This window comes from Janthinobacterium sp. BHSEK, assembly GCF_056174685.1.
Genome location: NZ_JBWBYV010000079.1, coordinates 16,329 through 40,556 on the forward strand (window position 1 = coordinate 16,329; position 24,228 = coordinate 40,556).

The 24,228-nt window shown below is 62.9% G+C and carries 19 protein-coding genes; 12 read left to right on the forward strand and 7 right to left on the reverse strand.

The window, feature by feature from the left end:
* The first annotated feature begins 24 nt into the window (after nt 1–24).
* Both AC0V2Y_RS23510 and AC0V2Y_RS23515 read left to right on the forward strand, forming a co-directional pair.
* On the forward strand, nt 25–1,731 hold the full coding sequence (locus AC0V2Y_RS23510; protein WP_475417683.1) for a methyl-accepting chemotaxis protein: 1,707 nt from the start codon (nt 25–27) through the stop codon (nt 1,729–1,731).
* A gap of 174 nt (nt 1,732–1,905) precedes the next feature.
* The gene (locus AC0V2Y_RS23515) at nt 1,906–5,244 is read left to right on the forward strand and encodes a DEAD/DEAH box helicase (RefSeq protein ID WP_475417684.1); all 3,339 of its coding nucleotides are present in this window, start codon (nt 1,906–1,908) and stop codon (nt 5,242–5,244) included.
* Between the two features lie 254 nt (nt 5,245–5,498).
* Here the strand turns inward: AC0V2Y_RS23515 and AC0V2Y_RS23520 are convergent, their stop codons facing one another.
* Together AC0V2Y_RS23520 and AC0V2Y_RS23525 are read right to left on the reverse strand one after the other, a co-directional pair.
* On the reverse strand, nt 5,499–6,917 hold the full coding sequence (locus AC0V2Y_RS23520) for a heavy metal sensor histidine kinase (RefSeq protein ID WP_475417685.1): 1,419 nt from the start codon (nt 6,915–6,917) through the stop codon (nt 5,499–5,501).
* Nucleotides 6,914–7,624 (reverse strand): heavy metal response regulator transcription factor, encoded by a 711-nt coding sequence (locus tag AC0V2Y_RS23525; RefSeq protein WP_475417686.1) that lies wholly within the window; start codon nt 7,622–7,624, stop codon nt 6,914–6,916. Before AC0V2Y_RS23525 ends, AC0V2Y_RS23520 begins: the two co-directional genes overlap by 4 nt.
* A gap of 138 nt (nt 7,625–7,762) precedes the next feature.
* On the opposite strand from AC0V2Y_RS23525, the gene AC0V2Y_RS23530 reads away from it, so the two are divergent.
* Complete coding sequence (locus AC0V2Y_RS23530) at nt 7,763–8,257, forward strand: GlcG/HbpS family heme-binding protein (protein ID WP_475417687.1); 495 nt, start codon at nt 7,763–7,765, stop codon at nt 8,255–8,257.
* An 11-nt stretch (nt 8,258–8,268) separates the two neighbouring features.
* Nucleotides 8,269–8,676 (forward strand): hydroxyisourate hydrolase, encoded by a 408-nt coding sequence (gene uraH / locus AC0V2Y_RS23535; protein WP_475417688.1) that lies wholly within the window; start codon nt 8,269–8,271, stop codon nt 8,674–8,676.
* A gap of 3 nt (nt 8,677–8,679) precedes the next feature.
* Here uraH and AC0V2Y_RS23540 read toward each other — a convergent pair whose 3' ends face one another.
* On the reverse strand, nt 8,680–9,378 hold the full coding sequence (locus tag AC0V2Y_RS23540; protein ID WP_121670676.1) for a glutathione binding-like protein: 699 nt from the start codon (nt 9,376–9,378) through the stop codon (nt 8,680–8,682).
* Nucleotides 9,379–9,567: 189 nt separating this feature from the next.
* Between AC0V2Y_RS23540 and AC0V2Y_RS23545 the strand changes: the two genes are divergently transcribed.
* Nucleotides 9,568–9,993 (forward strand): hypothetical protein, encoded by a 426-nt coding sequence (locus AC0V2Y_RS23545; protein WP_475417689.1) that lies wholly within the window; start codon nt 9,568–9,570, stop codon nt 9,991–9,993.
* Between the two features lie 4 nt (nt 9,994–9,997).
* On the opposite strand, the gene AC0V2Y_RS23550 is transcribed toward AC0V2Y_RS23545, so the two are convergent.
* Nucleotides 9,998–11,644, reverse strand: a complete 1,647-nt coding sequence (locus AC0V2Y_RS23550; protein WP_475417690.1) for a methyl-accepting chemotaxis protein — start codon at nt 11,642–11,644, stop codon at nt 9,998–10,000.
* Between the two features lie 325 nt (nt 11,645–11,969).
* Here AC0V2Y_RS23550 and AC0V2Y_RS23555 point away from each other — a divergent pair, with 325 nt between their 5' ends.
* Nucleotides 11,970–12,335, forward strand: a complete 366-nt coding sequence (locus tag AC0V2Y_RS23555; protein ID WP_034781254.1) for a hypothetical protein — start codon at nt 11,970–11,972, stop codon at nt 12,333–12,335.
* Nucleotides 12,336–12,466: 131 nt separating this feature from the next.
* On the opposite strand, the gene AC0V2Y_RS23560 is transcribed toward AC0V2Y_RS23555, so the two are convergent.
* The gene (locus AC0V2Y_RS23560; RefSeq protein WP_475417691.1) at nt 12,467–12,874 is read right to left on the reverse strand and encodes a hypothetical protein; all 408 of its coding nucleotides are present in this window, start codon (nt 12,872–12,874) and stop codon (nt 12,467–12,469) included.
* Nucleotides 12,875–13,067: 193 nt separating this feature from the next.
* Here AC0V2Y_RS23560 and AC0V2Y_RS23565 point away from each other — a divergent pair, with 193 nt between their 5' ends.
* The gene (locus tag AC0V2Y_RS23565; protein WP_475417710.1) at nt 13,068–13,886 is read left to right on the forward strand and encodes an AraC family transcriptional regulator; all 819 of its coding nucleotides are present in this window, start codon (nt 13,068–13,070) and stop codon (nt 13,884–13,886) included.
* Nucleotides 13,887–13,932: 46 nt separating this feature from the next.
* Here the strand turns inward: AC0V2Y_RS23565 and folE are convergent, their stop codons facing one another.
* Together folE and nudC are read right to left on the reverse strand one after the other, a co-directional pair.
* Nucleotides 13,933–14,499, reverse strand: coding sequence for a GTP cyclohydrolase I FolE (gene folE, locus AC0V2Y_RS23570; RefSeq protein WP_034781250.1), 567 nt, complete (start codon nt 14,497–14,499; stop codon nt 13,933–13,935).
* A gap of 74 nt (nt 14,500–14,573) precedes the next feature.
* On the reverse strand, nt 14,574–15,413 hold the full coding sequence (gene nudC / locus AC0V2Y_RS23575) for an NAD(+) diphosphatase (RefSeq protein ID WP_475417711.1): 840 nt from the start codon (nt 15,411–15,413) through the stop codon (nt 14,574–14,576).
* Between the two features lie 294 nt (nt 15,414–15,707).
* Here nudC and AC0V2Y_RS23580 point away from each other — a divergent pair, with 294 nt between their 5' ends.
* The 5 genes from AC0V2Y_RS23580 (at nt 15,708) to AC0V2Y_RS23600 (ending at nt 24,195) form a co-directional block, all read left to right on the forward strand.
* Nucleotides 15,708–18,041 (forward strand): catecholate siderophore receptor Fiu, encoded by a 2,334-nt coding sequence (locus tag AC0V2Y_RS23580; RefSeq protein ID WP_475417692.1) that lies wholly within the window; start codon nt 15,708–15,710, stop codon nt 18,039–18,041.
* A 383-nt stretch (nt 18,042–18,424) separates the two neighbouring features.
* Nucleotides 18,425–19,738 carry a dicarboxylate/amino acid:cation symporter gene (locus AC0V2Y_RS23585; protein ID WP_099375495.1) on the forward strand — a complete coding sequence of 438 codons (1,314 nt, stop codon included), beginning with the start codon at nt 18,425–18,427 and terminating at the stop codon, nt 19,736–19,738.
* Nucleotides 19,739–19,846: 108 nt separating this feature from the next.
* On the forward strand, nt 19,847–20,839 hold the full coding sequence (locus AC0V2Y_RS23590) for a porin (RefSeq protein WP_475417693.1): 993 nt from the start codon (nt 19,847–19,849) through the stop codon (nt 20,837–20,839).
* A gap of 109 nt (nt 20,840–20,948) precedes the next feature.
* Entirely contained in the window at nt 20,949–22,859 is a 1,911-nt protein-coding gene (locus AC0V2Y_RS23595; RefSeq protein WP_475417694.1) for a sensor histidine kinase, read from the forward strand.
* The gene (locus tag AC0V2Y_RS23600) at nt 22,852–24,195 is read left to right on the forward strand and encodes a sigma-54-dependent transcriptional regulator (protein ID WP_475417695.1); all 1,344 of its coding nucleotides are present in this window, start codon (nt 22,852–22,854) and stop codon (nt 24,193–24,195) included. The genes AC0V2Y_RS23595 and AC0V2Y_RS23600 overlap by 8 nt, the downstream gene beginning before the upstream one ends.
* Nucleotides 24,196–24,228: the final 33 nt, after the last annotated feature.

The following is a 24,228-nucleotide window of genomic DNA, read 5'->3' on the forward strand; positions in this document are numbered from 1 at the left end:
CCATACCGCAACACGAAAGCAATCATGTCACTCACACAATTCAAAATCGGCACCCGGCTCGGGATCGGGTTTGCTGTCGTCCTCGGCCTGCTGGTGGCCGTCTTGCTCGTCGGCCTGTACTCGATGGGGCAACTGAGCGCCCGCACCCACGATATCGTGGCCGACAAGAACGTCAAGATGGCGGCGGCCAATACCATGAGCGACAACGTGCGCAACATTACCCTGGCGATCACCAGCGTGGTGGTGGCGCCGACGGAAGCGCTGGTGCAGGCGGAACTGGCAAAGATCGGCGAAGCGCGCAAGAAGTACGGCGCCGCCAAGGAAACCTTGCAAAAGAAAATCTCGACGGACAAGGAAACGGCGCTGATGGCCGAGCTGGACGCGGCCCTGAAATCGGGCGCGCCGCTGAACAACAAGGTCATCGAGCTGCGCAACGCGGGCCAGACGGAAGAGGCGATCGCCTTTTTGACCCAGCAGGCGGCGCCGAGCCTGAAGATCGTGCTGGGCGCGCTCGACAGCCTGGTCGCGTATGAAGCCGAGCAGGCGGCGCAGGCGGCGACGGACGCCGAAACGCTGAGCGCCAGCGCGCGCGCCTTCATGATCATCCTCGGCAGCGTGGCAGTGCTGCTGGGCGCCTTCGTGGCCTGGATCATCACGCGCTCGATCACCCGCCCCATCAATGCAGCCGTGGCCGTGGCGGAAACCGTGGCCTCGGGCGACTTGTCGTCGCACATCGTCGTCAATTCCAGCGATGAAACGGGCCGCCTGCTGGGCGCCCTGAAGGCCATGAACGACAGTTTATTGGGCGTGGTGGCGCAAGTGCGCCATGGCACGGATGCCATCGCCACGGCATCGAGCGAAATTGCCGCCGGCAACCTCGACCTGTCTTCCCGCACGGAAGAGCAAGCCAGTTCGCTGGAAGAAACGGCCTCGTCGATGGAAGAACTGACCTCGACCGTGAAGCAGAACGCGGACAATGCGCGCCAGGCCAACCAGCTGGCGAAAAGCGCGTCCGAGGTGGCCGTGCGCGGCGGCAGCATCGTCTCGCAAGTGGTCGACACCATGGGCACCATCAATGACTCGTCGAAGAAGATCGTCGACATCATCGGCGTCATCGACGGCATCGCCTTCCAGACCAACATCCTGGCCTTGAACGCGGCCGTGGAAGCGGCGCGCGCGGGCGAACAGGGCCGTGGCTTCGCCGTCGTGGCGACGGAAGTGCGCAATCTTGCCCAACGATCAGCTGGCGCAGCGAAAGAAATCAAGGAATTGATCGCCGCCTCCGTCGCCAATGTGGACACGGGGTCGCGCCTGGTCAATGAAGCGGGCCAGACCATGGGCGACATCGTCGACAGCATCGTGCGCGTGACCGACATCATGGGCGAAATCACCTCCGCCACGCACGAGCAGACCATCGGCATCGAGCAGATCAACATGGCCATCGCCCAGATGGATGAAGTGACGCAGCAAAACGCGGCCCTGGTGGAAGAAGCGGCGGCCGCTTCGCAAAGCATGCAGGAGCAGGCGGGCGAACTGGCGCATGTGGTGGGTTTCTTTAAAACCGGCAACCATGCCGCCAGCGCGCCCAAACTGACGCCTGTGCGCGCAGCACCGGCAGCGCCAGCCATCGCGCGCCCCGCGGCCAAGCCCGTACCCGTGCGCAAGGCCGTCGCGGCCGCGCCGGCACGCCGCAGCAATGCCGGTGCCGAGAGCGAATGGGAAGAGTTTTAACCAATAGCAACATCCTCCCCACGGGAAAGCCAGGCAGGAAGTTGCTGCCTGGCTTTTTTTCGTCCTCCAATACCACTTTTTTTGCGGCAAAGCCCGCGCAATAGGCAAAAGTGCAAAACGTGCAGCGTGCATACGCTTTACAATCCTCGCTCGCTTTACAAAATATTGGTCATCATGAATCAGGCAGAACAGCAGCGCCTCCTGGCTATCCTGGAGTATTGGCACAAGATCGAATTCTTTATCCCGTTTGACCTGAATCAAATCACGGACGTTGAAGACCAGTCCACCGTGCGTCTCCTCCACCGCGAACAGCTGGCGCAATTGCCGCCGCAGTTCGCCACGCAATGGCCAGTGCCTTCCGACCGCGAGATCGACGGCTTTTCGCTCTTCCTCGGCGTGTTCGACAAGGCCGAAATCAACAAGGCTTGCCCGCCGGCCAACGGCCCGGAAAACATTGCCGAAACAGAAAAAACAGAGCTGCTGGGACGCTCGTGCTTTGCCCGCCTGAACCTCAATGCGCTGGGCGAGCCGCAGTTCGACCCTGTCTCCGTGTCGACCTTGCCGTGGGCCCTGGGCCGCGCCCGCACGCCGGACTGGTCCGGCCTGAGCCTGGATGCCTTCAGCGACAGCCAGCTGGCGCTGCAGGACAGCTTGCGCAATTTCGCGGCAAGCCGCGTATCGCAGCAAGTAGCGGACGAGGCAGGCAATGTCTCGTCGCCCCTGTCCGGCGTGGAAATCGCGGCCCTGGCCGACCTGCTGCGCGACTGGGCCGGTTTCCACCCGTCCGCCGGCCAGCCGCTGGCCGTGCTGGAATTGCGCACGCGCAAGAAACGCGCGGCCGTGGCGGAAAACGACCTGGCTGAGGCCAGCCAGAACCGCAGCCTGGACTTCGGTGACACGGTGGAACCCAGCATCGATATCCTCAACAGCTTTTACCTCGATGACCTGGAGCAGATCATCCGCGCCTTGCGTGGAGGCAAGTTGCCCGCGACGGTCGCCGCCTATCTGACGCCGCTGGCGCAGGACGAGCGCATCGACCTGTACAGCCCGGCCGGACGCCAGGCGCTGGCCGCCATGCTCAATCCGGCCAATATGAACCGGGGCCACTGGCTGGAGGACGCCAGCTACGCCATGAGCCTGATGCAGCAGTTCGCCATCCACGGCGCACGCACCAGTTTGCATGAGCGCGGCATCTTTTCCGTCAACGGTCCGCCCGGCACGGGCAAGACGACCTTGCTGCGCGAATTGTTCGCCGACAACATCGTGCGCCGCGCCAGCGTGCTGTCCTGCCTGGACCGCGCCGGCGACGCCTTCATCGGCAAGGTGGCCGTGGCCTTCGAAGGCGTGCGCGACCCGATCACCATCGCCCGCTTGCGCCCGGAACTGACGGGCTTTGAAATGGTCGTCGCCTCGTCGAACAATGCGGCAGTGGAAAACATTTCCGGCGACCTCCCAAAACCGAAACAGCTGGGCAAGGAATGGGCGCGCACGCGTTACTTTGAAAGCGTGGCGCGCCGCGTGGTGGCCGATGGCAATGGCGCCAACCGTGCCTTGGGCGACACGGAAGCGCCATGGGGCTTGATGTCCTGCGCGCTGGGCAATAGCGCCAACCGCCGCCGCTTCGTCAGCAATTTTTATGACGACGACTGGGATAAAACCACGGCGCGCAAGACGCCGAACGCGCAGAATATCCGCCAGTGGCTGGCCAGCTACCAGGGCGTCAGCTTCGCCCAGGCGGCGCGCGAGTTCCGCGAGACGGAACACGTGGTGGAAAAGGCCCTGGCCGAGCACGCCCAGTATGCTGCCCTGTGGCAAGCCGTGGGCACGTGCACGGAAGCCGATTTTATCCAGGCCAGCCAGCAAGCGTTGATTGCAGCCGAGCAAGAGATGGATGCGGCGAATGCCGCCCTGTCCGGCGCGCTGGCGCAGCAGGACACCTTGCTCGCCAGCAAGAAGGAATTACTGGAAGAAGAGCGCCTGGTGGCGCTGACGCAGCCCGGTTTCTTTGCCCGGCTATTCCGCACGGCACCGGCGCGCGCCTACAAGGATGCCGTCGTGGCCAATGCCGAGGCGCAGCGCCAGGCCGCGCGCGACGTCTCCGCCATCAAGCTGCTCTTGAAGGGCGAACTGGAGCCGCGCTGCGAACGGGCACGCCATGGCCTGCACATCGCCCTGCGCACGGCGCAATCGCGCCAGCGCGAATGGGATGACAGCACGGAGCTGCTGCGCCGCGCGCGCCTGCGCTTTCCCACCATCATCGCGCCGGCCGCCCTGGACGAGCTGGACGGCGACGCGCTGCAAATTGGCGGCCTGTGGCATGAACCGGCCCTGGCGCGCCTGCGCTCGCGCCTGTTCGCCAAGGCCCTGGCCCTACATGAAGCGTGGCTGGCCGAAGTGGCGAAAAAGGGCGGCCCCGGTTTTGGCGGCAACTTGCTGGCCGTGTCGAAATTGCTGAAAAACAAGCGCGCCTACGACCAGTCGCACGTCGCCATGGTCTGGCACAGCCTGTTCATGGTGGTGCCCGTCGTGTCGACCACGTTCGCCTCGTTCGCGCGCCAGTTCCAGGGCATGGGCCCCGAATCGCTGGGCTGGCTGTTCATCGATGAAGCGGGCCAGGCCGTGCCGCAAGCGGCGCTGGGCAGCCTGTGGCGCGCCAAACGGGCCGTCGTCGTGGGCGACCCGCTGCAGATCGAACCCGTGTTCACGGTGCCGGGCCGCCTGGTGCAAACCCTGTCCGCCCTGTCGCCGCATACGCAGGATGGCAGCTACGCGCCGACCAGCGTGTCCGTGCAGACGCTGGCCGACAAGGCCAACCGCTATGGCGCGACGGTCGGCGCCGGCAGCGCCCAGCCCCTGTGGATCGGCAGCCCCCTGCGCGTGCACCGCCGCTGCGTGGAGCCAATGTTTTCGCTGGCCAACAGCATCGCCTACGAAGACAAGATGGTCTATGGGCTAGCTGAACGCACGCCGCCGGCCGGCGCGCGCGGCCTGACGCGGGGACCGAGCCGCTGGATCGATACCGTCGGCGCCGTCAGCTACAAGCAGGTGGTGCCCGTGCAGCTCGATTTCGTGCTGGAAGTGCTATTAAAACTATACCGCCGCGACGGCAAGCTGCCGGACATGTATGTGATCACGCCGTTCAAGGCCGTGCGCAACGAATTGCGCTCGCGCATCGTCGACATGGACTGGGACCGCCGCCTCGGCTACGGCAAGGCGCCCACGGCGCGCGAACTGCGCCAGTGGAGCAGCCAGATGGTGGGCACCGTGCACACCTTCCAGGGCAAGGAACAAAGCGTGGTGATGCTGGTGCTCGGCGCCGACGACAGCACGGCCGGCGCCGCGCAATGGGCGGCGGCCACGCCGAATCTGCTCAACGTGGCCCTGACGCGTGCGCAACATTATGTGTACCTCGTCGGCAACCCGCTGCTGTGGGGCCAGTTGCCGCACTTTGCGGCGGCGTGCGCGCAATTGCCGCATACGGGCATGCATGAGTTTTTGGTGGAGATGGGCTGATTGGCAGGCGTAGGTCGGATTAGCGCGGCAACGCCGCGCGTAATCCGACATCTGCGCTGCCGCCAACACTACGTCGGATTACGGCCCCTGGCCTAATCCGACCTACGCTGCTGGAGCGGGAAGGTGAGGGGAAACGTCGTGGCTCTGCATAATGCCATTTGTGTAGGTCGCGTAGGTCGGATTAGCGCTTGAGCGCGTAATCCGACATCATCGCAGCGCCAACAATATTGTCGGATTAGCGTGGCTACGCCCCGCTAATCCGACCTACGTTGCTGCGCCGGGAAAACCAAGGTAAACGTCGTGGCGGCTGCATCCGAGGCCACGCTCGCGTTGCCGCCATGTAATTGCATGATGGCCGTGACGATGGCCAGCCCTAATCCCGTGGAGGCGGCCGAGTCGCTGCGGGCGGGGTCGGCGCGGTAGAAACGCTCGAACAGGTGGGGCAAGTGACGCGCGGGGATGGCGGGGCCAAGGTTGCTTACGCTCAGTTCCACGCCCTCGTTGGTCGCGTGCGAACGCAACAGAATCGTGCTGCCCGGCGCCGCGTGGCGGATGGCGTTCGACAGCAGGTTGCCCAGCGCGCGGCGCAGCAGTTGCGGCTCGGCCGTCACCGTGCCGCTGCCGTGGCAAGCCAGCGCCAGCTCGCGTTCTTCGGCCAGGCCTTCAAAGAAATCGGCCAGGCGCAAGAACTCGTCCTGCACGGGCAATGCTTGCTTGATCAGGATCATCTCGTCCTGCTGCGCCCGCGCCAGAAACAGCATGCTGTCGATCATGCGCGACAGCCGTTCCAGCTCTTCCACGTTCGACGACACCAGCTGTTCATACTCGTGCGCGCTGCGGGGGCGGGCCAGCATGACCTGGCTTTGCCCCAGCAGATTGGTGACGGGCGTACGGAATTCATGCGCGAGGTCGGCGGAAAACTGCGACAGCCGCGCGTACCCTTCCTGCAGGCGCGCCAGCATGGCGTTCAAGGCCTGGATCAGGGGCAGCAATTCCGTCGGCGCCCCGCGCGCCTCCAGCTGCTGACCGAGCTTGCCCGGCCGCACGAGGGCCGCATGGGCGGCGATATTGCGCAGCGGCCGCAAGCCCCGCAGCAGCATCACGCTGGCCAGAATCGCCGCCACCAGCGCGCTGATGGCGACGGAGACAACGATCTGCCAGCGGTAGGCGGCAAACATGGCCGTGCGGTCGCCATAGACCCGGGCAACGGCAATGTCGGCCATCTGCGCCGGCTCGCCGATGCGCGCGCTGGCCGCCACGACCCGGGCCGGATAGCCATCGCGGCTGGTCCAGCTGACGATGTCGCTGGCCGTCACGGGCGCATCGACGGCCACGGGAACAGCATGCGCCACCGTCTCGCCGTTCGGATTGACATCGATCAACCGCGTGCCATCGGCGCGCACGATGCGCACCAGGGAATTCTCTTGCCCGCTCATGGTGTCGCGAAAATACTGGGGCCGCTCGCGGATGATGTCCAGGGTGCCCGCATTGCCGAGTAATTGCTGAATCTGCCGCAGTTTTCCCAGCAATAAAATATCGTCGCGGCGCTCGATTTCCGCCACAAATGAACGGTACAGATGCATGCCCAGTCCGGCCGACACGAGGGCCACGATCAGCACGAACACGAGCGTGACGCGCAGGGTCAGCGAGCGCCGCAGTTCTGCCAGCTTCATGCGGCCACGCCGCTGTCGGGAGCGCTGGGCGCGCGCAATTCGCAGACATAGCCCATGCCCCGCAAGGTGTGGATCAGCTTGGGTTCGAACGGGTCGTCGAGCTTGCTGCGCAGGCGACGGATGGCCGCGTCGATGACGTTGGTATCGCTCTCGAAATTGATGTCCCACACTTGCGAAGCGATGATGGAGCGCGACAGCACCTCGCCCTGGCGCCGCGCCAATAAATGCAGCAAACCGAATTCCTTGGCCGTCAGGGTGATGCGCTGGCCTTGCCGGCTGACCTTGCGTTTCATCACGTCGATTTCCATGTCGCCGATGCGGATGACGTCGTCTTCACGGGGCGGCCCGCGCCGCAGCAGGGTGCGGATGCGCGCCACCAGTTCGGCAAACGCGAACGGTTTCACCAGGTAATCGTCGGCGCCCAGTTCCAGCCCCTTGACCCGGTCCTGCACTTCGTCGCGCGCCGTGAGGAAAATCACGGGCACGTCCGCGCCGCCTTCCTGCAGGCGCAGCGCACGCAAGACTTGCCAGCCGTCCATGATGGGCAGCATGACGTCGAGCACGATGAGATCGGGTGACTCCGTACTTGCCATGTGCAAGCCGTCGCGGCCATTGCGCGCCAGGCTCACCGTGAAGCCGGACTCGGCAAGGCCGCGCAGCAGATAGTCGCCCGTCTTCGGTTCGTCTTCGATGACCAGGATACGCATGGCAGCTTTCTAAGGAGAATATAAAACCATTCTACGCCGCGCGCCGGGCGCCGCGGATGATAAAAATGTCATGCGGCGATCATCTTCTCGTAGGGCACGCCTGGCCATACTGGCGCCATTCTTTTACATGGATGCCAGATGAAAACCCTACTTTTCGGCAGTACCCTGCTGTGCCTGCTGGCCAGCCCCGCCCACGCCCAGCTGCGCAAGGTCGATGAGCTGTCGCTGGCGGCGGCCAACAAGCTGGCGAATGCGGCCATCGCCGCGTGCCAGGCGCAAGGCCGGCATATCGTCGTCAGCGTGCTGGACCGTGGCGGTAATCTCGTGACCGTGCAGCGCGCCGATGGCGTCGGGCCGCACAACACGGACGCCAGCCGGCGCAAGGCCTACACGGCCCTGTCGACGAAAAACGATACCCAGGCGCTGGCGGTGGCCGCGCGCGGCAATCCCGACATGGCCAATTTGACGACCCTGCCGGAACTGTTGCTGCTGGGCGGCGGCCTGCCCTTGCGCGCCAAGGGCGAAGTCGTCGGCGCCATCGGCGTGGCCGGTGGCGGTGGCGCCCTACCAGACCGGTCCTGCGCCCAGGCCGCCCTGGCCGCCGTCCCTGAACTCGATTCCCCCACCTTATGAAAGCAACAACGATGACCTATCTGAAAAAAACCGCTGCCGCCCTGGCCTTCGCCAGCCTGTCCAGCACGGCCCTGGCCGCCAATCCCTTGAGCGTGCACATCCTCGACTTGCAAAGCGGCCAGCCGACGGCCGGCGTGACGGTCACGCTGGAACAGAAAAAAGGGGATGCTTGGCAACAGCTGGGCAGCGCCGTGACGAATGCGCAGGGGCGCATCGCGGCCATGTATCCAGCCGATACGCCCATGCAGGCGGGCGACTACCGCATCGTGTTTAAAACTGGCGAACACTATGCGCGGCTGAAACAGGAAACATTCTTCCCGGAAATCCCCGTGCAATTCCACGTGGAAAAGACCGAGCAGCACTATCACATTCCCTTGCTGCTCAGCCCTTTCGGCTTTTCCACCTACCGCGGCAACTGAAGCTTAGCCGAGCGTCTTCGCCGTCTGTCCGAACAGCACGCTTTTCGCGTCGCCGCTGACGGTGGGCTGCACGTTGATCTCGGCCGCGCGCGCATACGCGCGCACGGTGGCGGGACGGGCGGCGATGGCCGCGAACCAGCGCGCCAGGTGCGGGAAATCTTCCAGCTTCTGGCGCTGGCGTGCGTGCGGCACGATCCACGGGTAGATCGCCATGTCGGCGATGGAATACGTGTCGCCGGCCACGAATGCGCGGTCCGCCAGGCGCTTGTTCAGCACGCCATATAGCCGGTTCGTTTCGTTGACGTAGCGCGTGATGGCGTAATCGATGGGTTCGGGCGCGTATTGCACGAAATGATGGTTTTGCCCGGCCATGGGGCCAAGGCCGCCCATTTGCCAGAACAGCCACTGCATGACTTCGGCGCGTCCGCGCACGTCGGCCGGCAGGAATTGCCCGCTTTTCTCGGCCAGGTATTGCAGAATCGCTCCCGATTCGAACAGGGACAGGGGCGCGCCGCCATCTGCCGGCGCCTGGTCGACGATGGCGGGGATGCGGTTGTTCGGTGCGATGGCGAGAAACTCGGGCTTGAACTGCTCGCCCTTGCCGATATGTACGGGAATGATGTTGTAGGGGATGCCCGCTTCTTCCAGGAACATCGTCACCTTGTGCCCGTTGGGCGTGGTCCAGTAATACAGGTCGATCATCGTGGTCTTTCCAGGTAGATGAGTAGGGGCAGGCGCACTTGGCAGAACTATTGTCGCGCCGCAACTGATATGCATGGATATAATGCCACGTAAGCGGAAAACAAGACGGCGCCCCAGCAGCGCAAGCATTCACCAGCGCCGTCACGCAGGCATTCCGACATTCCAGAGCACAAACAAAGAAAGCCGACCATGCGCAAACTCCTGATCGTCACGCTGTCCGTCCTGCTGTCAGGCTGTGTCCAGGACTTCGCCATCTACATGTTCGATGGACAAGACCATTCCCTGACCGTGCGCCGCCAGCAGCGTTATTTTTGGCAAGATACCGTGGAAGTGCAGCTGATGGCGACCAATCTGCCGCAATGCCAGCGCCTGCATACCCTGTCGACGGATGCGCCGGCCGACATCACCGTCGAGCTGTTCGCGGCCGGCGATGGCGTGTGGAATATCCGCATGGGCAAGCAGTTGTGGCAGGCGGAAACGAATACCTGCAATGCGCTGACGGAAATGGAAAACGACCCGAAAGCCGACCTGGGCCAGCCGGTCGGGCAATTCGTGGTCGTCGATGACAAGCTGGAATTCGAACCGGCGCCGCCAGCGGCGGCACCGGCCCAATAGGAACTTAGCGCGCCGCCAGGCTGCGCAGCGGTTTTTTCGCCACGGCGCGTGGCGCGCCAGCCGAGCTTGCCGCCAGGCGCGGCGCCGTTCCCGGCTCCTGCGCCGACAGTTTGAAGCGCGCCACCAGTTGCGCCAACACGGCCGCCTGATCCTGCATGCTCGACGCCGCTGCCGCCGCCTCTTCCACCAGTGCCGCATTTTGCTGCGTCACGCTATCCATTTCCGTGATCGCCTGGTTGACGTGGCCGATGCCCGTGCTTTGCTCGTGCGAGGCGGCCGTGATGTCGGCCATGATGTCGGTCACGCGCGAGACGGAAGCGACCACCTGATCCATTGTCGTGCCCGCCTGTGCGACGAGGGTGCTGCCGGCCGCGATGCTGTCGACGGAGGCGCCGATCAGTTCCTTGATTTCCTTCGCCGCGCCCGCGGATCGTTGCGCCAGGTTGCGCACTTCCGACGCCACGACGGCAAAGCCGCGGCCCTGCTCGCCCGCGCGCGCCGCTTCCACGGCCGCGTTCAAGGCCAGGATATTCGTCTGGAAGGCGATGCCGTCGATGACGCCGATGATGTCGACGATCTTGCGCGACGAGGCGTTGATCGTGTCCATGGTGCCGATCACTTGCGCCACCACGGCGCCGCCCTGGCGCGCCACGGCGGAAGCGGACTGCGCCAGTTCATTCGCCTGCACGGCATTGCCCGCGTTTTGCGTCACGGTCGAGGTCAGTTCCTCCATCGATGCCGCCGTTTCCTCCAGCGAACTGGCTTGCATTTCCGTGCGCGCCGACAAGTCCATATTGCCGCTGGCAATCTCGCTCGATGCCGTGGCGATCGTCTCGGCGCTGTGGCGGATTTCGCTGATCGCGTCGACCAGATTGGTTTGCATGGTTTTCATCGCGTACAGCACGCTGTGGCGGTCGCTGGCATGCGTGCGCACGATGCCGCTCAAGTCGTTATTCGCGATCTTTTCGGCCACGTCGGCCGCATATTCGGGGTCGCCGCCCAGCGCATGGCGCAGGCTGCGGTTGATCACGACGACGACGGCGGCCAGCAGCGCGCACACCAGCACCAGTACGCCCAGCGAGGTCAGCAGCGACTGGCGGAAGGCCGCATCGATATCATCCATGTACACGCCCGTCACGATGGTCCAGCTCCATGGCTTGTAGGCCACCACGCGGCTCATCTTCGGTTCGGGCGTCTTCTGGCCGGGACGGGGAAAGTAATAATGGACGAAGCCCTTGCCCGCATCGGTCTTGCCGACGGCAACGATGTCGCGGTACAGATAGGTGCCGTTGGCATCCTTAAAATCCGACATGTTCTTGCCATCGGTTTGCGGCGCGGCGGGATTCATCACGACGACGGCGTCAAGGTTGATAATGGACAAATAACCGGTCTCGCCGAAACGCATGCTCTTGATGACGGCCGTGGCCTGCTTTTGCGCTTCTTCCTTCGTCAAGGCGCCGCTGGCGGCCAGATCGCCGAACATCTTGACGGCGCCCAGGCCCAGGTCGGCGGCATTGCTCAGATCGGCGCTGCGCTCTTCGATGCGGATCTTGCGGATTTCCAGGGCGTTATAGACAAAAATAACGGTGATGCACAACAGGCTGCAAATCAGGGGAATCCATAACTTCTGCTGGAACGTCAATTTCTTCATGCTGTGTCTCCAACTCTCTATTGTGCGGCGATGGGGCGTGGTCCGCTTCCGGCTCGGCAAGCCGGGAATGCGGCGGCGACGGTGCTCTGGCGGCAACGTTCAGACTGCTCCAGCATACGCTCGAACGACCGATATTTACAATGCCGGTAAGCAATGAATTTTGCCCGGTGTTGTTAATGCGTTGCGACAATTGATGAGAATTGATGTTGCATTGCGATGTTGCATTGCAGTAAAAAAGGATGCAGATAGGCAGCGTCAAGGCAGGCGGAGGTGGCGGGCGTGTGTCAAAATGCACGCCAGATCGATTGAATCACGAAAGCACAGCATGACCAAGAATGAAGCCATGAAACGCATCAACGACCGCCTGGGCAAACCCACCCTGACGGACAAGAACACGCATTTTGCCAGCGTCGCCAGCTATGGCACGGACGAAGGCTGGTGGCTGAAGATCCCCTTCCTGACGTTCAAGCAGGAATTGCACTTCATCCTCAACAATGAAAAAACGAAAAGCTTCCAGCACCTGAAAATCGGCGCCAACCAGATCCTCAGTCCGGGCATGAAGTTCCGCAGCACGGGCGGCGCGGCCGACGCCTTCATGTCGGCCTCGGCGCCGAAACGCCTGGTCGACTTGCTCGACGGCGGCAGCAAGTACAACTTCACAAAACACTTCGTCAACGACTACCGCTACTAAAACACCTGACCAAACCTACTGCGCGGCGCGCTTTGCGGCCTGCGATGCTCACCGTACTAGAAGTACGGTTGCGCTTCTTGGCCACAAATCACTGCCGCTCGCTACGGTTTTGTCAGGTGCTCTTGGCGTTGTTAGTTTTCCCTTGGCGGCAGCCAGGCCTTGAGCAAATGCTGGGCGATGTCGAGCGCGTCGTCGCGGCTGGTGCCGAAATGCAGGGGATAGCCCCAGAACTGGCCGAACATGACGGCGAAGGCCTTGCCGGCCAGGCGCTTGGCGGCGCTCGGTTCGACCAGTACCATGCCCTGGATGTACGCGCGCAGGGCAGCCTTGTGCCGCTTCATCCACAGCACGGCGCGCTTGCGCGCTTCCTGCGGATGGTCATGCCCATCTTCGTCCAGGCCTTCTTCGCTGAGAATGACAAACGCCTGCTGGCGCGCCAGCAAGTCCTCGAACTGGCTGAACAGGGCATCGTCGGGGCCGCTGGCGGCGTTGTCGCGGCGCATCCAGACGAGGGGGAAATCGGTGATATCGAGTTGCATGGGAGACTCCTTCAAGGGGGTTGCCGTTCCTCCTGGCCTTCATCAGAACTCTGGCGGCGGCGGTTGCCGTTGAAGCGGGGCTGCGGATATCCATACGATACCGATGACGGCACCCGACGTCATTGCATACAATAGCCACAATATTATTCAATCCAGCCAAAGTCGTCCCATGCCCCATCCCCTCTTGCCCAGCATGCTGACGGCCCGCCTGGGTCTAGACGACGATGCCTCCATCCTCGATTTCGACGTCGACGGCGTGCTGCGTCCCTTGCTGGCCGTGGGCCTGGCCAGCGTGCCCGAGGATGCGGAACAGGCGCCGCACCAGCACCGCAAGGGGCAGCTGCTGTACGCCACGCGGGGCGTGATCCATTGCGAAGTAGAAAGTGGGGTGTGGATCGTGCCGCCCCAGTGCGCCGTGTGGATACCGGGCGGCCTGATGCATTCGGCGCAGGGCGCGGGCGAGGCCGAGTGCTATTGCCTGTTTGTCGAGCCGGCCATGGCGCCGGCCTTGCCGGCCGTCTGCTGCACCGTGGCCGTCTCGCCCCTGCTGCGCGAACTCATCACCAAGGCGGCCGGTTTTCCCACCCTGATCGCGCTGCAGGGCGCGCAGGAACGCCTGGTAGCCACCCTGCTCGATGAATTGGCGGTCGCGCCCGTGGAAGACTGGCATCTGCCGATGCCGCGCGATGCGCGTCTGCGCCGCCTGGCCGCCCTGCTGCTGGCGCGGCCCGCCGATAAAAGCACCCTGGCCGACTGGGCCAGCCGCATCGGCATGAGCGAGCGCAGCATGACCCGGCTATCACTGGAGGAAATGGGCATGAGCGTGGGCCGCTGGCGCCGGCAATTGCACGTTATCCTGGCCTTGCAGCGGCTGGCGCAAGGACACAGCGTGAAAGCGGTGGCGCTGGAACTCGGTTATGAAAACACCAGCGGTTTTGTCACCATGTTCCGCAAGGCGGTGGGCAAGCCGCCGGCGCGCTACCTGACGGAACGGGAATCCGGACGCGCATGAAAAAAGGCGGCATATGCCGCCTTCGTCACGCATCATCGCCCAAAAATCAGACTTCGCGCGCCAGGGCCAGAAATTCCGTGCGCAGCGCCAGGTTCGGCTGCATCTCGCCCAGCATGGCCGAGGTGATGGTTTCTTCGCCCGGCGTGCGGATGCCGCGGCTTTCCATGCACAGGTGGCGGCAGCGCACGACCACGCCCACCGATTTCGGTTCCAGCACTTCCATCAAGGCGTTGGCGATCTGCATCGTCATGCGTTCCTGCACTTGCAGGCGCTTGGAGAAGCAATCGACGAGGCGCGTCAGTTTCGACAGGCCGACGATCTTGCCGTTGGGCACGTAACCGATGGTGGCCTTGCCGAAGAACGGCGCCAGGTGGTGTTCGCAATGGCTGTAGACGGGGATGCCGCGCACGACGATCAGCTCGTTGTACTGTTCCGCGCCATCTTCAAAGGCTTTCAGCAAGTCCACCGGGTCCTGACCATAGCCGGACGTCCAGTGCTTCCACGCCTTGGCCACGCGCGCCGGCGTTTCCAGCAAGCCAGGACGCTGCGGATCTTCGCCAAGGCTGCTGATCAGCCGGCGCCAGTCGTTTTCGGAGAATTCTTCTTGAGACATGCTAAACCACCCTAAAATTTGCAATTGCCGCCAGTATATAGAAAATGCGGCAGGCTGCCTGAGCAGCCCCTGCTTTACGACTGCGCCGGCGGCCGGTGCGCGCCCACCAGCAGCGCGGAGATCGACACGCTCGAACTCGCTTCCGGCCACGCATCGCCGGGGCCGAACCAGCGCGCCTCGGCAATCTCGTTCTCGTCCAGGCGAATCTCGCCATCCAGGTAGTCGGCCGTAAACGCGATCATCAGCGAATGGGGAAACGGCCAGGACTGGCTCATGAAGTACTGCAAGTTGTGCACGCGCAAGCCCACCTCTTCCATCACTTCGCGGTGCACGGCTTCCTCGATCGATTCGCCCGCTTCGAGGAAACCGGCCAGCGGACTGAAGCGCTGTGATGGCGAATGCTTGTGCATGGCCAGCAGCACCTGCTCGCCCTTGCGGATGAGCACCATCATGGCGGGCGAAATGCGCGGATACGCGAGCATGCCGCAGGCGGCGCACGTAAAACAGCGTTCGCCGCGCGTGCGCTGCATGGGCGTGGCGCACACGCCGCAATGGCGGTGCGTGCGCGCCCATTCGGCCAGCTGCACGGCGCGGCTGGCCAGGCCCAGGAAGCCATCGTCGACGGCGTTGAACAGCGAGCGCATGCCGTGATACGCCAGGGGGCTATCGGCGGGCAACAGCTCGGAATCCGTCCAGACCGTCTGGCAATAGCGGCCCTGCCACCAGCCTACGGGCTGGGCGCGGCTCAGGTCGATATCGAGCGCGGCCGCCTCGGCGGCAGTGGGCAGGGTCAGGCCGGGCGTACGCAACAGCAGGCGCCCGCGGTGAAAGACGAATGTGAGCGTCTCGGCGGCGGCCGGGGCCGGTTCGGGCGCGTCGATCAGGGGAACGAAGGCAACGGGAGTGTGCAACATGCTGGGAAGAAATTTGTAAAGGTTGCTCATCATACTCCCGCTGCCGGACGCCTGCGCGCGTAGCAGCAGCTCGGCCGCAAAGCAAGCAGGTATGCGGCATTACAGTGTTTTTTTTGTGGCACACCCAATCCGTTGCGCAAATGATACTGATAACGATTCTCATTTACGAAATAGCGCCCAGTTATTACAATACGGCCTATTCCGTCTCCATCGCCAGCCACTTGCCCGCGTGCCCAAGCACTGCGGCGCAGAGCCAGCCAGGAACCACTACCCTGACCTTATCGAGAGAGCAAGATGGCAATCAAGAGCCGCAAACACGCCCCAACCCGTTTCAACCAGCACATCGGCGCCGCCCTGGCCGTGATGCTGCTGCCCGTCGCCGCCCAGGCGGCCGACCCGGCCGGCCAAAGCGCCCCGGCATCGCAGCAAACCCTGAACGAAGTCAAGGTCATTGGTTCCAAGGAAAATGATTTCAAGGCCGAAAAAGCCTCGTCGCCGAAATACACGGAAGAGCTGGTCAATACGCCGCAAACCATCGTCGTGATCAAGAAGGAATTGATCGAACAGCAAGGCGCGCTGACCCTGACGGACGCGCTGCGCAACACGCCGGGCGTCGGTACCTTCTTCCTCGGCGAAAACGGCAACACGAACACGGGCGACGCCGTCTACATGCGCGGTTTCGATTCGTCCGGCAGCATCTATGTCGACGGCGTGCGCGACGTGGGTTCCATCGCGCGCGACGTCTTCAACATCGAACAGATCGACGTATTGAAGGGCCCGGCGGGCACGGACAGCGGCCGCGGTTCGCCCACCGGCTCGATCAACCTGGTCAGCAAGACGGCCAGCATGGAAAACAAGTTCAACTCGCTGCTGACGGCCGGCAGCGGCAAGCAGAAGCGCGCCACGGCCGACTGGAACCGCATCCTCGACAGCGATACCGGCACGGCAATGCGCCTGAACCTGATGACGCAGGACAGCGGCAATCCGGCGCGCGACGAAGTCAAGAACAAGCGCTGGGCCTTCGCGCCCACCGTCACCTTCGGCATCGGCAAACCGACGCGCATCACGGCCAGCTACCTGCACGTGGACCAGGACAACGTGCCCGACGGCGGCGTGCCGACCATCGGCTTGCCTGGCTACTCGACGCCGGACGTCGCCACGAAGGAGCAACCGGTCATCCGTACCTTCCTGAACGGCGCCGCCAGGGTCGATCCGAAGAATTTCTACGGCTCCACCTCGGACTACGACAAGGTCAAGGCGGACATGGGCACCTTGCGCATCGACCATGATTTCTCGCCCAACGTGCAGATCCAGAACACCACGCGCTATGGCAAGACCAAGCAGGATTACCTGCTGACGGCCTTCATGGGCAGCATGGCCAACCTGAAGACGCCGGTCGCCGCCGATCCGTCGACCTGGACCCTGGCGCGCTCGCTGCGCACCGTCAAGGACCAGGAAAACACGATCCTGACCAACCAGACCGTCGTCAGCGCACAGTTCGACACGGGCGTGCTGAAGCACTCCGTGGTTGCCGGCGCCGAGTTCACCAGCGAAAAACAGACCAACTACAGCTATGTGCCCGCCAGCCTGGGCACCTTGCCGGCAGCGAACCTGTACCACCCGAATCCGCGCGACACCGTCACCGGCCACAATCCCGTGCGCAGCGGCGCCTTCACGGAAGGCGAAGTCAACACGCAAAGCCTGTATGTGTTCGACACCGTCAAGTTCGGCGACAAGTGGATCTTCAACGGCGGCGTGCGCTTCGACCACTTCAACACCACGTATGACGCCGTCACCCTGCAAGGGGCCGTCACTGCGCCCGCGGTACAGCCATTGCCAGTGGGCACGCCGATTCCGACCCATCTGACCCTGAGCGACACCCTGGCCAACGGCAAGATCTCGGCCATGTACAAGCCGACACCGGACAGCAGCGTGTACGCCTTGCTGGCCACGTCGAAAGCGCCGCCTGGCGTCAACTTCGGCCTGAGCACCGCCGCCAACAGCGCGCAAAACCCGAACTATGACCCACAGGAAACCATCACCAAGGAAATCGGCACCAAGTGGGATTTCCTGAAGCAAAAACTGTCGCTGTCGGCCGCCGTCTACCAGACCACCGTCAAGAATGAAGTGGAGCAAGATCCTGTCATCTCGACCATTTATTACCAGACCGGCAAGAAGCGCGTGCAAGGCCTGGAACTGGGCGTGGTGGGCGAGATCATGCCGAACTGGCTGGTCAGCGCCGGCTATACGCGCATGAATACCAAGGTCGAGTCGAACAAGGTCTTCACGGCCAGCGGCGAGAAGAGCCTCACCTACACGCCAAAACAGGCGTTCACCAGCTGGACTTCCTACACCCTGCCGTTCGGCCTGAAGATCGGCGGCGGCGCGCGTTACGTGGGTGAAATGCTGCGCGGCACCGATGGCGCCGTCGGCACGCCGGCCCGCGTGGATGCCTACTGGGTCTTCGACGCCATGGCAACGTATACCGTCAACAAGAACCTCGACTTGCAGCTGAACGCCTACAACCTGGCCGACAAGACCTATGTGGCAGCCATCAACAAGTCCGGCTTCCGCTACACGCCAGGCCAGCCCCGTTCGTTCAGCCTGACGGCGAATATCAAGTTCTAACGTCAAGAGAACACACATTGCGCCACATCAAGCCCCTCTTCGGAGGGGCTTTTTTATTGTCCTGACAATCTTATCTTTTTGTCGCAGCGCCCCCTGCCGTAACTAGCGTATGAAAAGTCATACAGCGATGGCCTGCCGCGTCCAATATTTCGCGCAAGCGTGCAAAGTTGCAACATCTAAGCAACAAAAAAGCCGCCTCAAATCAACAACTTAAGAAGTTAGGTCCCAAATTTCCATTTCAGGCATATCCTTTGCTATGTACAGGTTTTGCTGCAAATAATCGCTGGCACGCAAGGGCTTGTTTTTGAGAAATACTGACTCCAAGCTTGAGTTGCTCGCTATCAATAATCCGCTCATAGCGGCGTTTCACCGGAGGAGTCAAAATGAAAAAGAAACGGCCATTAACCCTGTACATCCTGATTGCCATGATCCTCGGCATTGCCGTCGGTTATGGATGCAACACCGCCTTCCCTGATGCCAAGCTCAGCGCTCAAATCGCTGGCAATATTTCCATCGTCACCGACGTCTTCCTGCGCCTGATCAAGATGATCATTGCGCTGCTGGTGTTTTCCACCCTGACGGTCGGCATCGCCCACATGGGCGACGGCAAGACGGCGGGCCGCATCGGCCTGAAAGCCATGTGCTGGTTCGTCGTCGCCTCGCTGGTCTCGCTGGCGCTGGGCATGGTGCTGTCGAACCTGATGCAGCTGGGAACCAACCTGGGCTTGCCATTGCCGGACGTACACGCTTCAACGAATCTGAAAACGGCCGCCTTCACCTTGAAAGATTTCTTCACGCACCTGGTGCCGAAGTCGCCGATCGAGGCCATGGCCAACAATGAAATCCTGCAAGTGCTGGTGTTCTCGATCTTCTTCGGCGGCGCACTGGCCGGCCTGGGCGAATCGGGCAAGACCCTGACGGCCGTCGTCGACCAGCTGGCACAAGTCATGCTGCGCATCACCGGCACCATCATGAATCTGGCCCCGCTGGCCGTGTTCGCTGCAATGGCTTCCGTCATCACCACGCATGGCCTGGGCGTGCTGGTCACGTTTGCCAAGTTCATGGGCGGCTTCTACCTGGGCCTGATGTGTCTGTGGGCACTGCTGATCGGCGCCGGCTTCGTCGTCATCGGCCCGCGCGTCTTCAAACTGGTCGGCCTGATCCGCGAACCATTCCTGCTGGCATTCTCGACGGCCAGCTCGGAAGCGGCGTATCCGAAACTGCTGACGGCGCTCGACCAGTTCGGCGTGGACCGCAAGATTTCCAGCTTCGTGTTGCCGATGGGCTACTCGTTCAATCTGGACGGCTCGATGATGTACTGCACCTTCGCCGTGCTGTTCATCGCGCAAGCCTACGGTATCGACCTGTCGATCGGCACGCAGATCACCATGCTGCTGCTGCTGATGCTGACCTCGAAAGGCATGGCCGGCGTGCCGCGCGCCTCGCTGGTGGTGATTGCCGCGACCCTGAACCAGTTCAATATTCCGGAAGCGGGCCTGCTGCTGCTGATGGGCGTCGACCAATTCCTCGACATGGGCCGTTCGGCCACCAACGCGGTCGGCAATGCCGTCGCCACGGCCGTCGTCGCCAAGTGGGAAGGCGGCCTGGCCACCGAGGAAGAAGCAGCCGCGGCCAACGCGGCCAACCAGAACACGGAAAGCCATTGGGGCGAAGCGGATCACGCTAGCAAAGCCTGATAGCGCCATGGCCCGCCACAAGCGGGCCATTTATTTGTTGTCCATGTTGAGTAACAAGCAGTCAGGTAGTGCGATCAGTAGTCATTCCAACCTATTAGAGAGATTTTCATGAAAAAAGTCCTGTTTACCCTGCTGACCCTCGGCGCAGCCTCCACCGGCGCCATGGCCCAATCGAGCGTGACCGTCTACGGCGTGGCTGACGCCGGCCTGGTGTTCGACAAGGATGCGGCCGGAGACCGCCTGAACCGCGTCGCTTCCGGCGTCGCCTCGGGCTCGCGCATCGGCTTCAAAGGCAAGGAAGACCTGGGCGGCGGCCTGGCCGCCACCTTCGTGCTGGAAAGCGGTTTCAATATCGATACCGGCACCTCGGGTCAGGGCGGCTTGCTGTTCGGCCGCCAGGCGTATGTCGGCCTGACCGGCAGCGCCGGCGCCGTCACCCTGGGCCGCCAATATTCGCCGTACTACCTGGCCCTGCGCGACGTGGCCGATCCGTTCGTCATCGGTCTGGCCGGCACGGCATCGAACCTGATGGTGACGAATATCCGCGTCGACAACATGGTGCAATACAGCACGCCGACCTGGAGCAAGCTGTCGGCCGACCTGGCGTACGGCTTCGGCGAAGTGGCCGGCGACAATGCGAAAAACCGCAGCATGGGCGGCGCCGTGCACTACATCGATGGCCCGCTGAACGTGACCCTGACGCACCACCGCAAGGAAAATGCGCTGGCGACCCAGCAAACGCGCAACACGCTGCTGGCCACGCGCTATGACTTTGGCGTCGTGCAAGGCAACTTCGGCTACGCCGACAACCGCGCCCTCGACAACAGCAAGAGCAACGACATCCTCGTCGGCTTCAGCGCCCCGTTCGGCGCCACCAAGCTGGTCGCTTCGTACATCCGCCACAACGACAAGAGCAACCTGAACCGTGACGCCCAGCAATGGGCCATCGGCGCGTTCTACGCCCTGTCCAAGCGCAGCGACCTGTACACCGGCTATGGCCACATCAGCAACAAGAACGGCGCCACCTTCGTCGTCGGCAACGCCACCGACAATGGCACCGGCAACAGCGGTTTCAACCTCGGTATGCGTCACACGTTCTAATCGCGGCTCACGCTAGCGCAGGCCGCCGGATGCACATCCGGCGGCTTTTTTATTTCCGCGATTACTTAAATGCGATACTGTGGGTTCTTGCAAGTTGGCAGCTGATTTTATGAATAGCAGTACTACCAAATCCTCCCTTTCCTGGCGCCAGCGCCTGTCGCAACGGTCGGGCCGCGAAACGCTGGCCTGGGGCGTGGTGCTGGCCGCCTGCCTGGCCACCGTCTGGCTCGTGTATTTCTGGACCGAACGCATCGCCATCGGCAAGCTGCAGGCGAGCGGCGCGCAGCGCCTCGAGGTGTATGTGAGCAGCCTGGAAAATGCACTGGAGAAATACGACTTCCTGCCCAAGACCCTGGAGCTGAACCGCGACGTCATCCGCCTGCTGCAGCACCCGGAGGACCCGGTGCTGGTCGACACGGTCAACCATTACCTCGAGCAGATGAATGCCCAGGCGAAATCGTCGACCATTTTCATCAGCAACCTCGACGGCAACACGCGGGCAGCCAGCAACTGGCAGCAGCCCGACAGCTTTATTGGCGACAATATCTCCTTCCGCCCCTACGCCCAGGATGCGCTGCGCGGCACGCCGGGCCGCTTCTACGGCGTGGGCACGACGCGGCTGGAGCCCGGTTACTTCTTTGCCCACGGCATCTACCAGAATGGCCACATGCTGGGACTGGCAACGGTGAAGGTGAACCTGGAAAACCTGGAAAAACGCTGGGTGCAGGGCGCCGACAAGGTCATGCTGGCCGACGAGCACGGCGTGATCTTCCTCAGTTCCATGGCGGACTGGAAATACAAGACCCTGGCGCCCCTGTCGCCCGCCATCGTCGAAGAACTCAACCGCACGCGCCAGTATTACTCGAAGCAGCTGGAAGCCATTCCCTTCGTTTCCGACCGCCAACTGGGCAATGGCGCGCGCGTGATCAGCGTGCGCGAGCAGGAACACGCCGACACGCAGCCGAAGACCAGCTCGAGCGTCATGACGCAGATCAAGCTCAAGTCGCCGCAAGGCTGGACCTTCATCTACCTGTCCGACCTGGCGCAGGCCAAGGCCAGCGCCCGCGCGGCGGCCGCCTTTTCTTGCGTGCTGCTGGGCTTTTTCATGCTGCTGTTCTTTTACCTGCGCCAGCGCCGCGCGGCCGTGGCGCAAAAACTGCGCGCCCGCGAAGACCTGCAGCATGCCTACGACAACCTGGAAGCCATGGTCGAGGAACGCACCTCGGAACTCAATGCCATGACGCAAAGCCTAAGCCAGGAAATCGAGGTGCGCAGCAAGGCCGAGCAAAAGCTGCACATCACGCAGAATGAACTGTTTCAGGCAGGCAAGATGGCCGTGCTGGGGCAGATGTCGGCCAGCATCACGCATGAACTCAACCAGCCGCTGACGGCGCTGCGCACCATGTCCGACAATGCCGTCATCCTGCTCGAACGGGGCCGGCTCGACGATGCGCGGCGCAACCTGGCGAAGATCTCGCAAATTGCGGCCAGGATGGGGACCATTACGGGGCAATTGAAGATTTTTGCGCGCAAGTCGACGACCAGCCTGACCTCCGTCTCGATACCCACGGCGATCAGCAACGCCCTGTTCCTGGTCGAACGCCGGCTGCAGGTGGAAAATGTGCGTTTTACTTTGCAACTGCCGCCCGACGACATCTTCGCCATGTGCGAAAGCAACCGCCTGGAGCAGGTGCTGGTCAACCTGTACGCGAATGCGCTCGACGCCATGAACGGCAGCGAGGTGCGCAGCCTGCGCGTGGCCGTCGAATGCACGCCGGAGCACGTGCTGATCCACGTGGCCGACACGGGGCCGGGCCTGTCGACGGAAGTGTATGAACACCTGTTCGAACCGTTCTTCACCACCAAACCCCAAGGCCTGGGCCTGGGCCTGGGCCTGGCCATTTCCGAACAGATCACGCGCCAGTTCGGCGGCGTGCTGCGCGCCGAGAACGCCCCCGGCGGCGGCGCCATCTTCACCATCGAACTACAGATTGCAACGCAGGAGGAAAAACATGTTTGACGGCTTGAAGGTCTTGCTGGTCGAGGACGACCCCACCGTACGCGAAGGCAGCGAGCAGGCATTGCAGCTGGCCGGCCTGGACGTGCTGGCCTTCCACTCGGCCGAACTGGCCTATAAACTGCTGACGCCGGATTTCCCCGGCATCGTCGTGAGCGACGTGCGCCTGCCCGGCATGAGCGGCCTGGAATTGCTGCAAGCGGTCAAGACGCTCGACGCCAACCTGCCCGTGATCCTCGTCACGGGCCACGGCGACATCACCATGGCCGTGCACGCCATGCGCACGGGCGCCTACGATTTCATCGAAAAACCGTATTCGTCCGACCAGCTGGTTGACGTCATCCTGCGCGCGCTGGAAACCCGGCGCCTGACCCTGGAAGTGCACAGCCTGCGCCGCCAGCTCGAGGACGGCGGCGGCATCGAAGCGCGTCTATTGGGCAATTCCGTGGCGATGCGCGACATACGGCGCTTGATCCTCGACGTTGCCAACGAACCGGCAGACGTGCTGATCTATGGAGACACGGGCACGGGCAAGGAAATGGTGGCCCGCTGCCTGCATGACTTCAGCCACCGCCGCAAGCACAACTTTGTCGCCGTCAACTGTGGCGCGATTCCCGAGAGCATCTTCGAAAGCGAAGTCTTCGGCCACGAACCGGGCGCGTTCACGGGTGCGGCCAAGCGGCAAGTCGGCAAGATCGAGCATGCGGACCAGGGCACGTTCTTCCTCGACGAAATCGAAAGCCTGCCCCTGTCCCTGCAAGTGAAATTGCTGCGCGTGCTGCAGGAACGCTATATCGAGCGCCTGGGATCGAACGTGCCCACGCCCGTCGACGTGCGCGTCATCGCGGCGGCCAAGCTGGACCTGGAAGACTTGTCGCAGCAACAGAAATTCCGCAGCGACCTGTACTACCGTTTGAATTTGATCGTGCTGCATCTGCCGCCGCTGCGCGAACGGCGCGAAGACATTCCCATCCTGTTCGAACACTTCGTGCTGGCCGCCGCCGCCCGCTACAACCGCGCCGCGCCCGTGGTCTCCAGCGCACAGATGCGCAACCTGATGGCCCATTCCTGGCCCGGCAACGTACGCGAGCTGCGCAATATCGCCGACCGCTTCGTGCTCGGTATCGCCGGCGGCGCCTCGAGCCTGCTGGCGAGCGGCCAGGCCAGCCCGCTGTCGCTGGCGGAGCAAGTGAACGGCTTCGAACGCGCTCTGATCGAGCAGGAACTGCGCGCATATTCGGGCAACGTCAGCGAGGTAAGCGCCGTGCTGGGCCTACCGAAACAGACCCTGTATCACAAGATGCAGAAGTACAACCTGGTGGCGGAAGAGTTCCGCTAGGGAACGGCACGGCGACAGGCTTGTCAAAAAGAG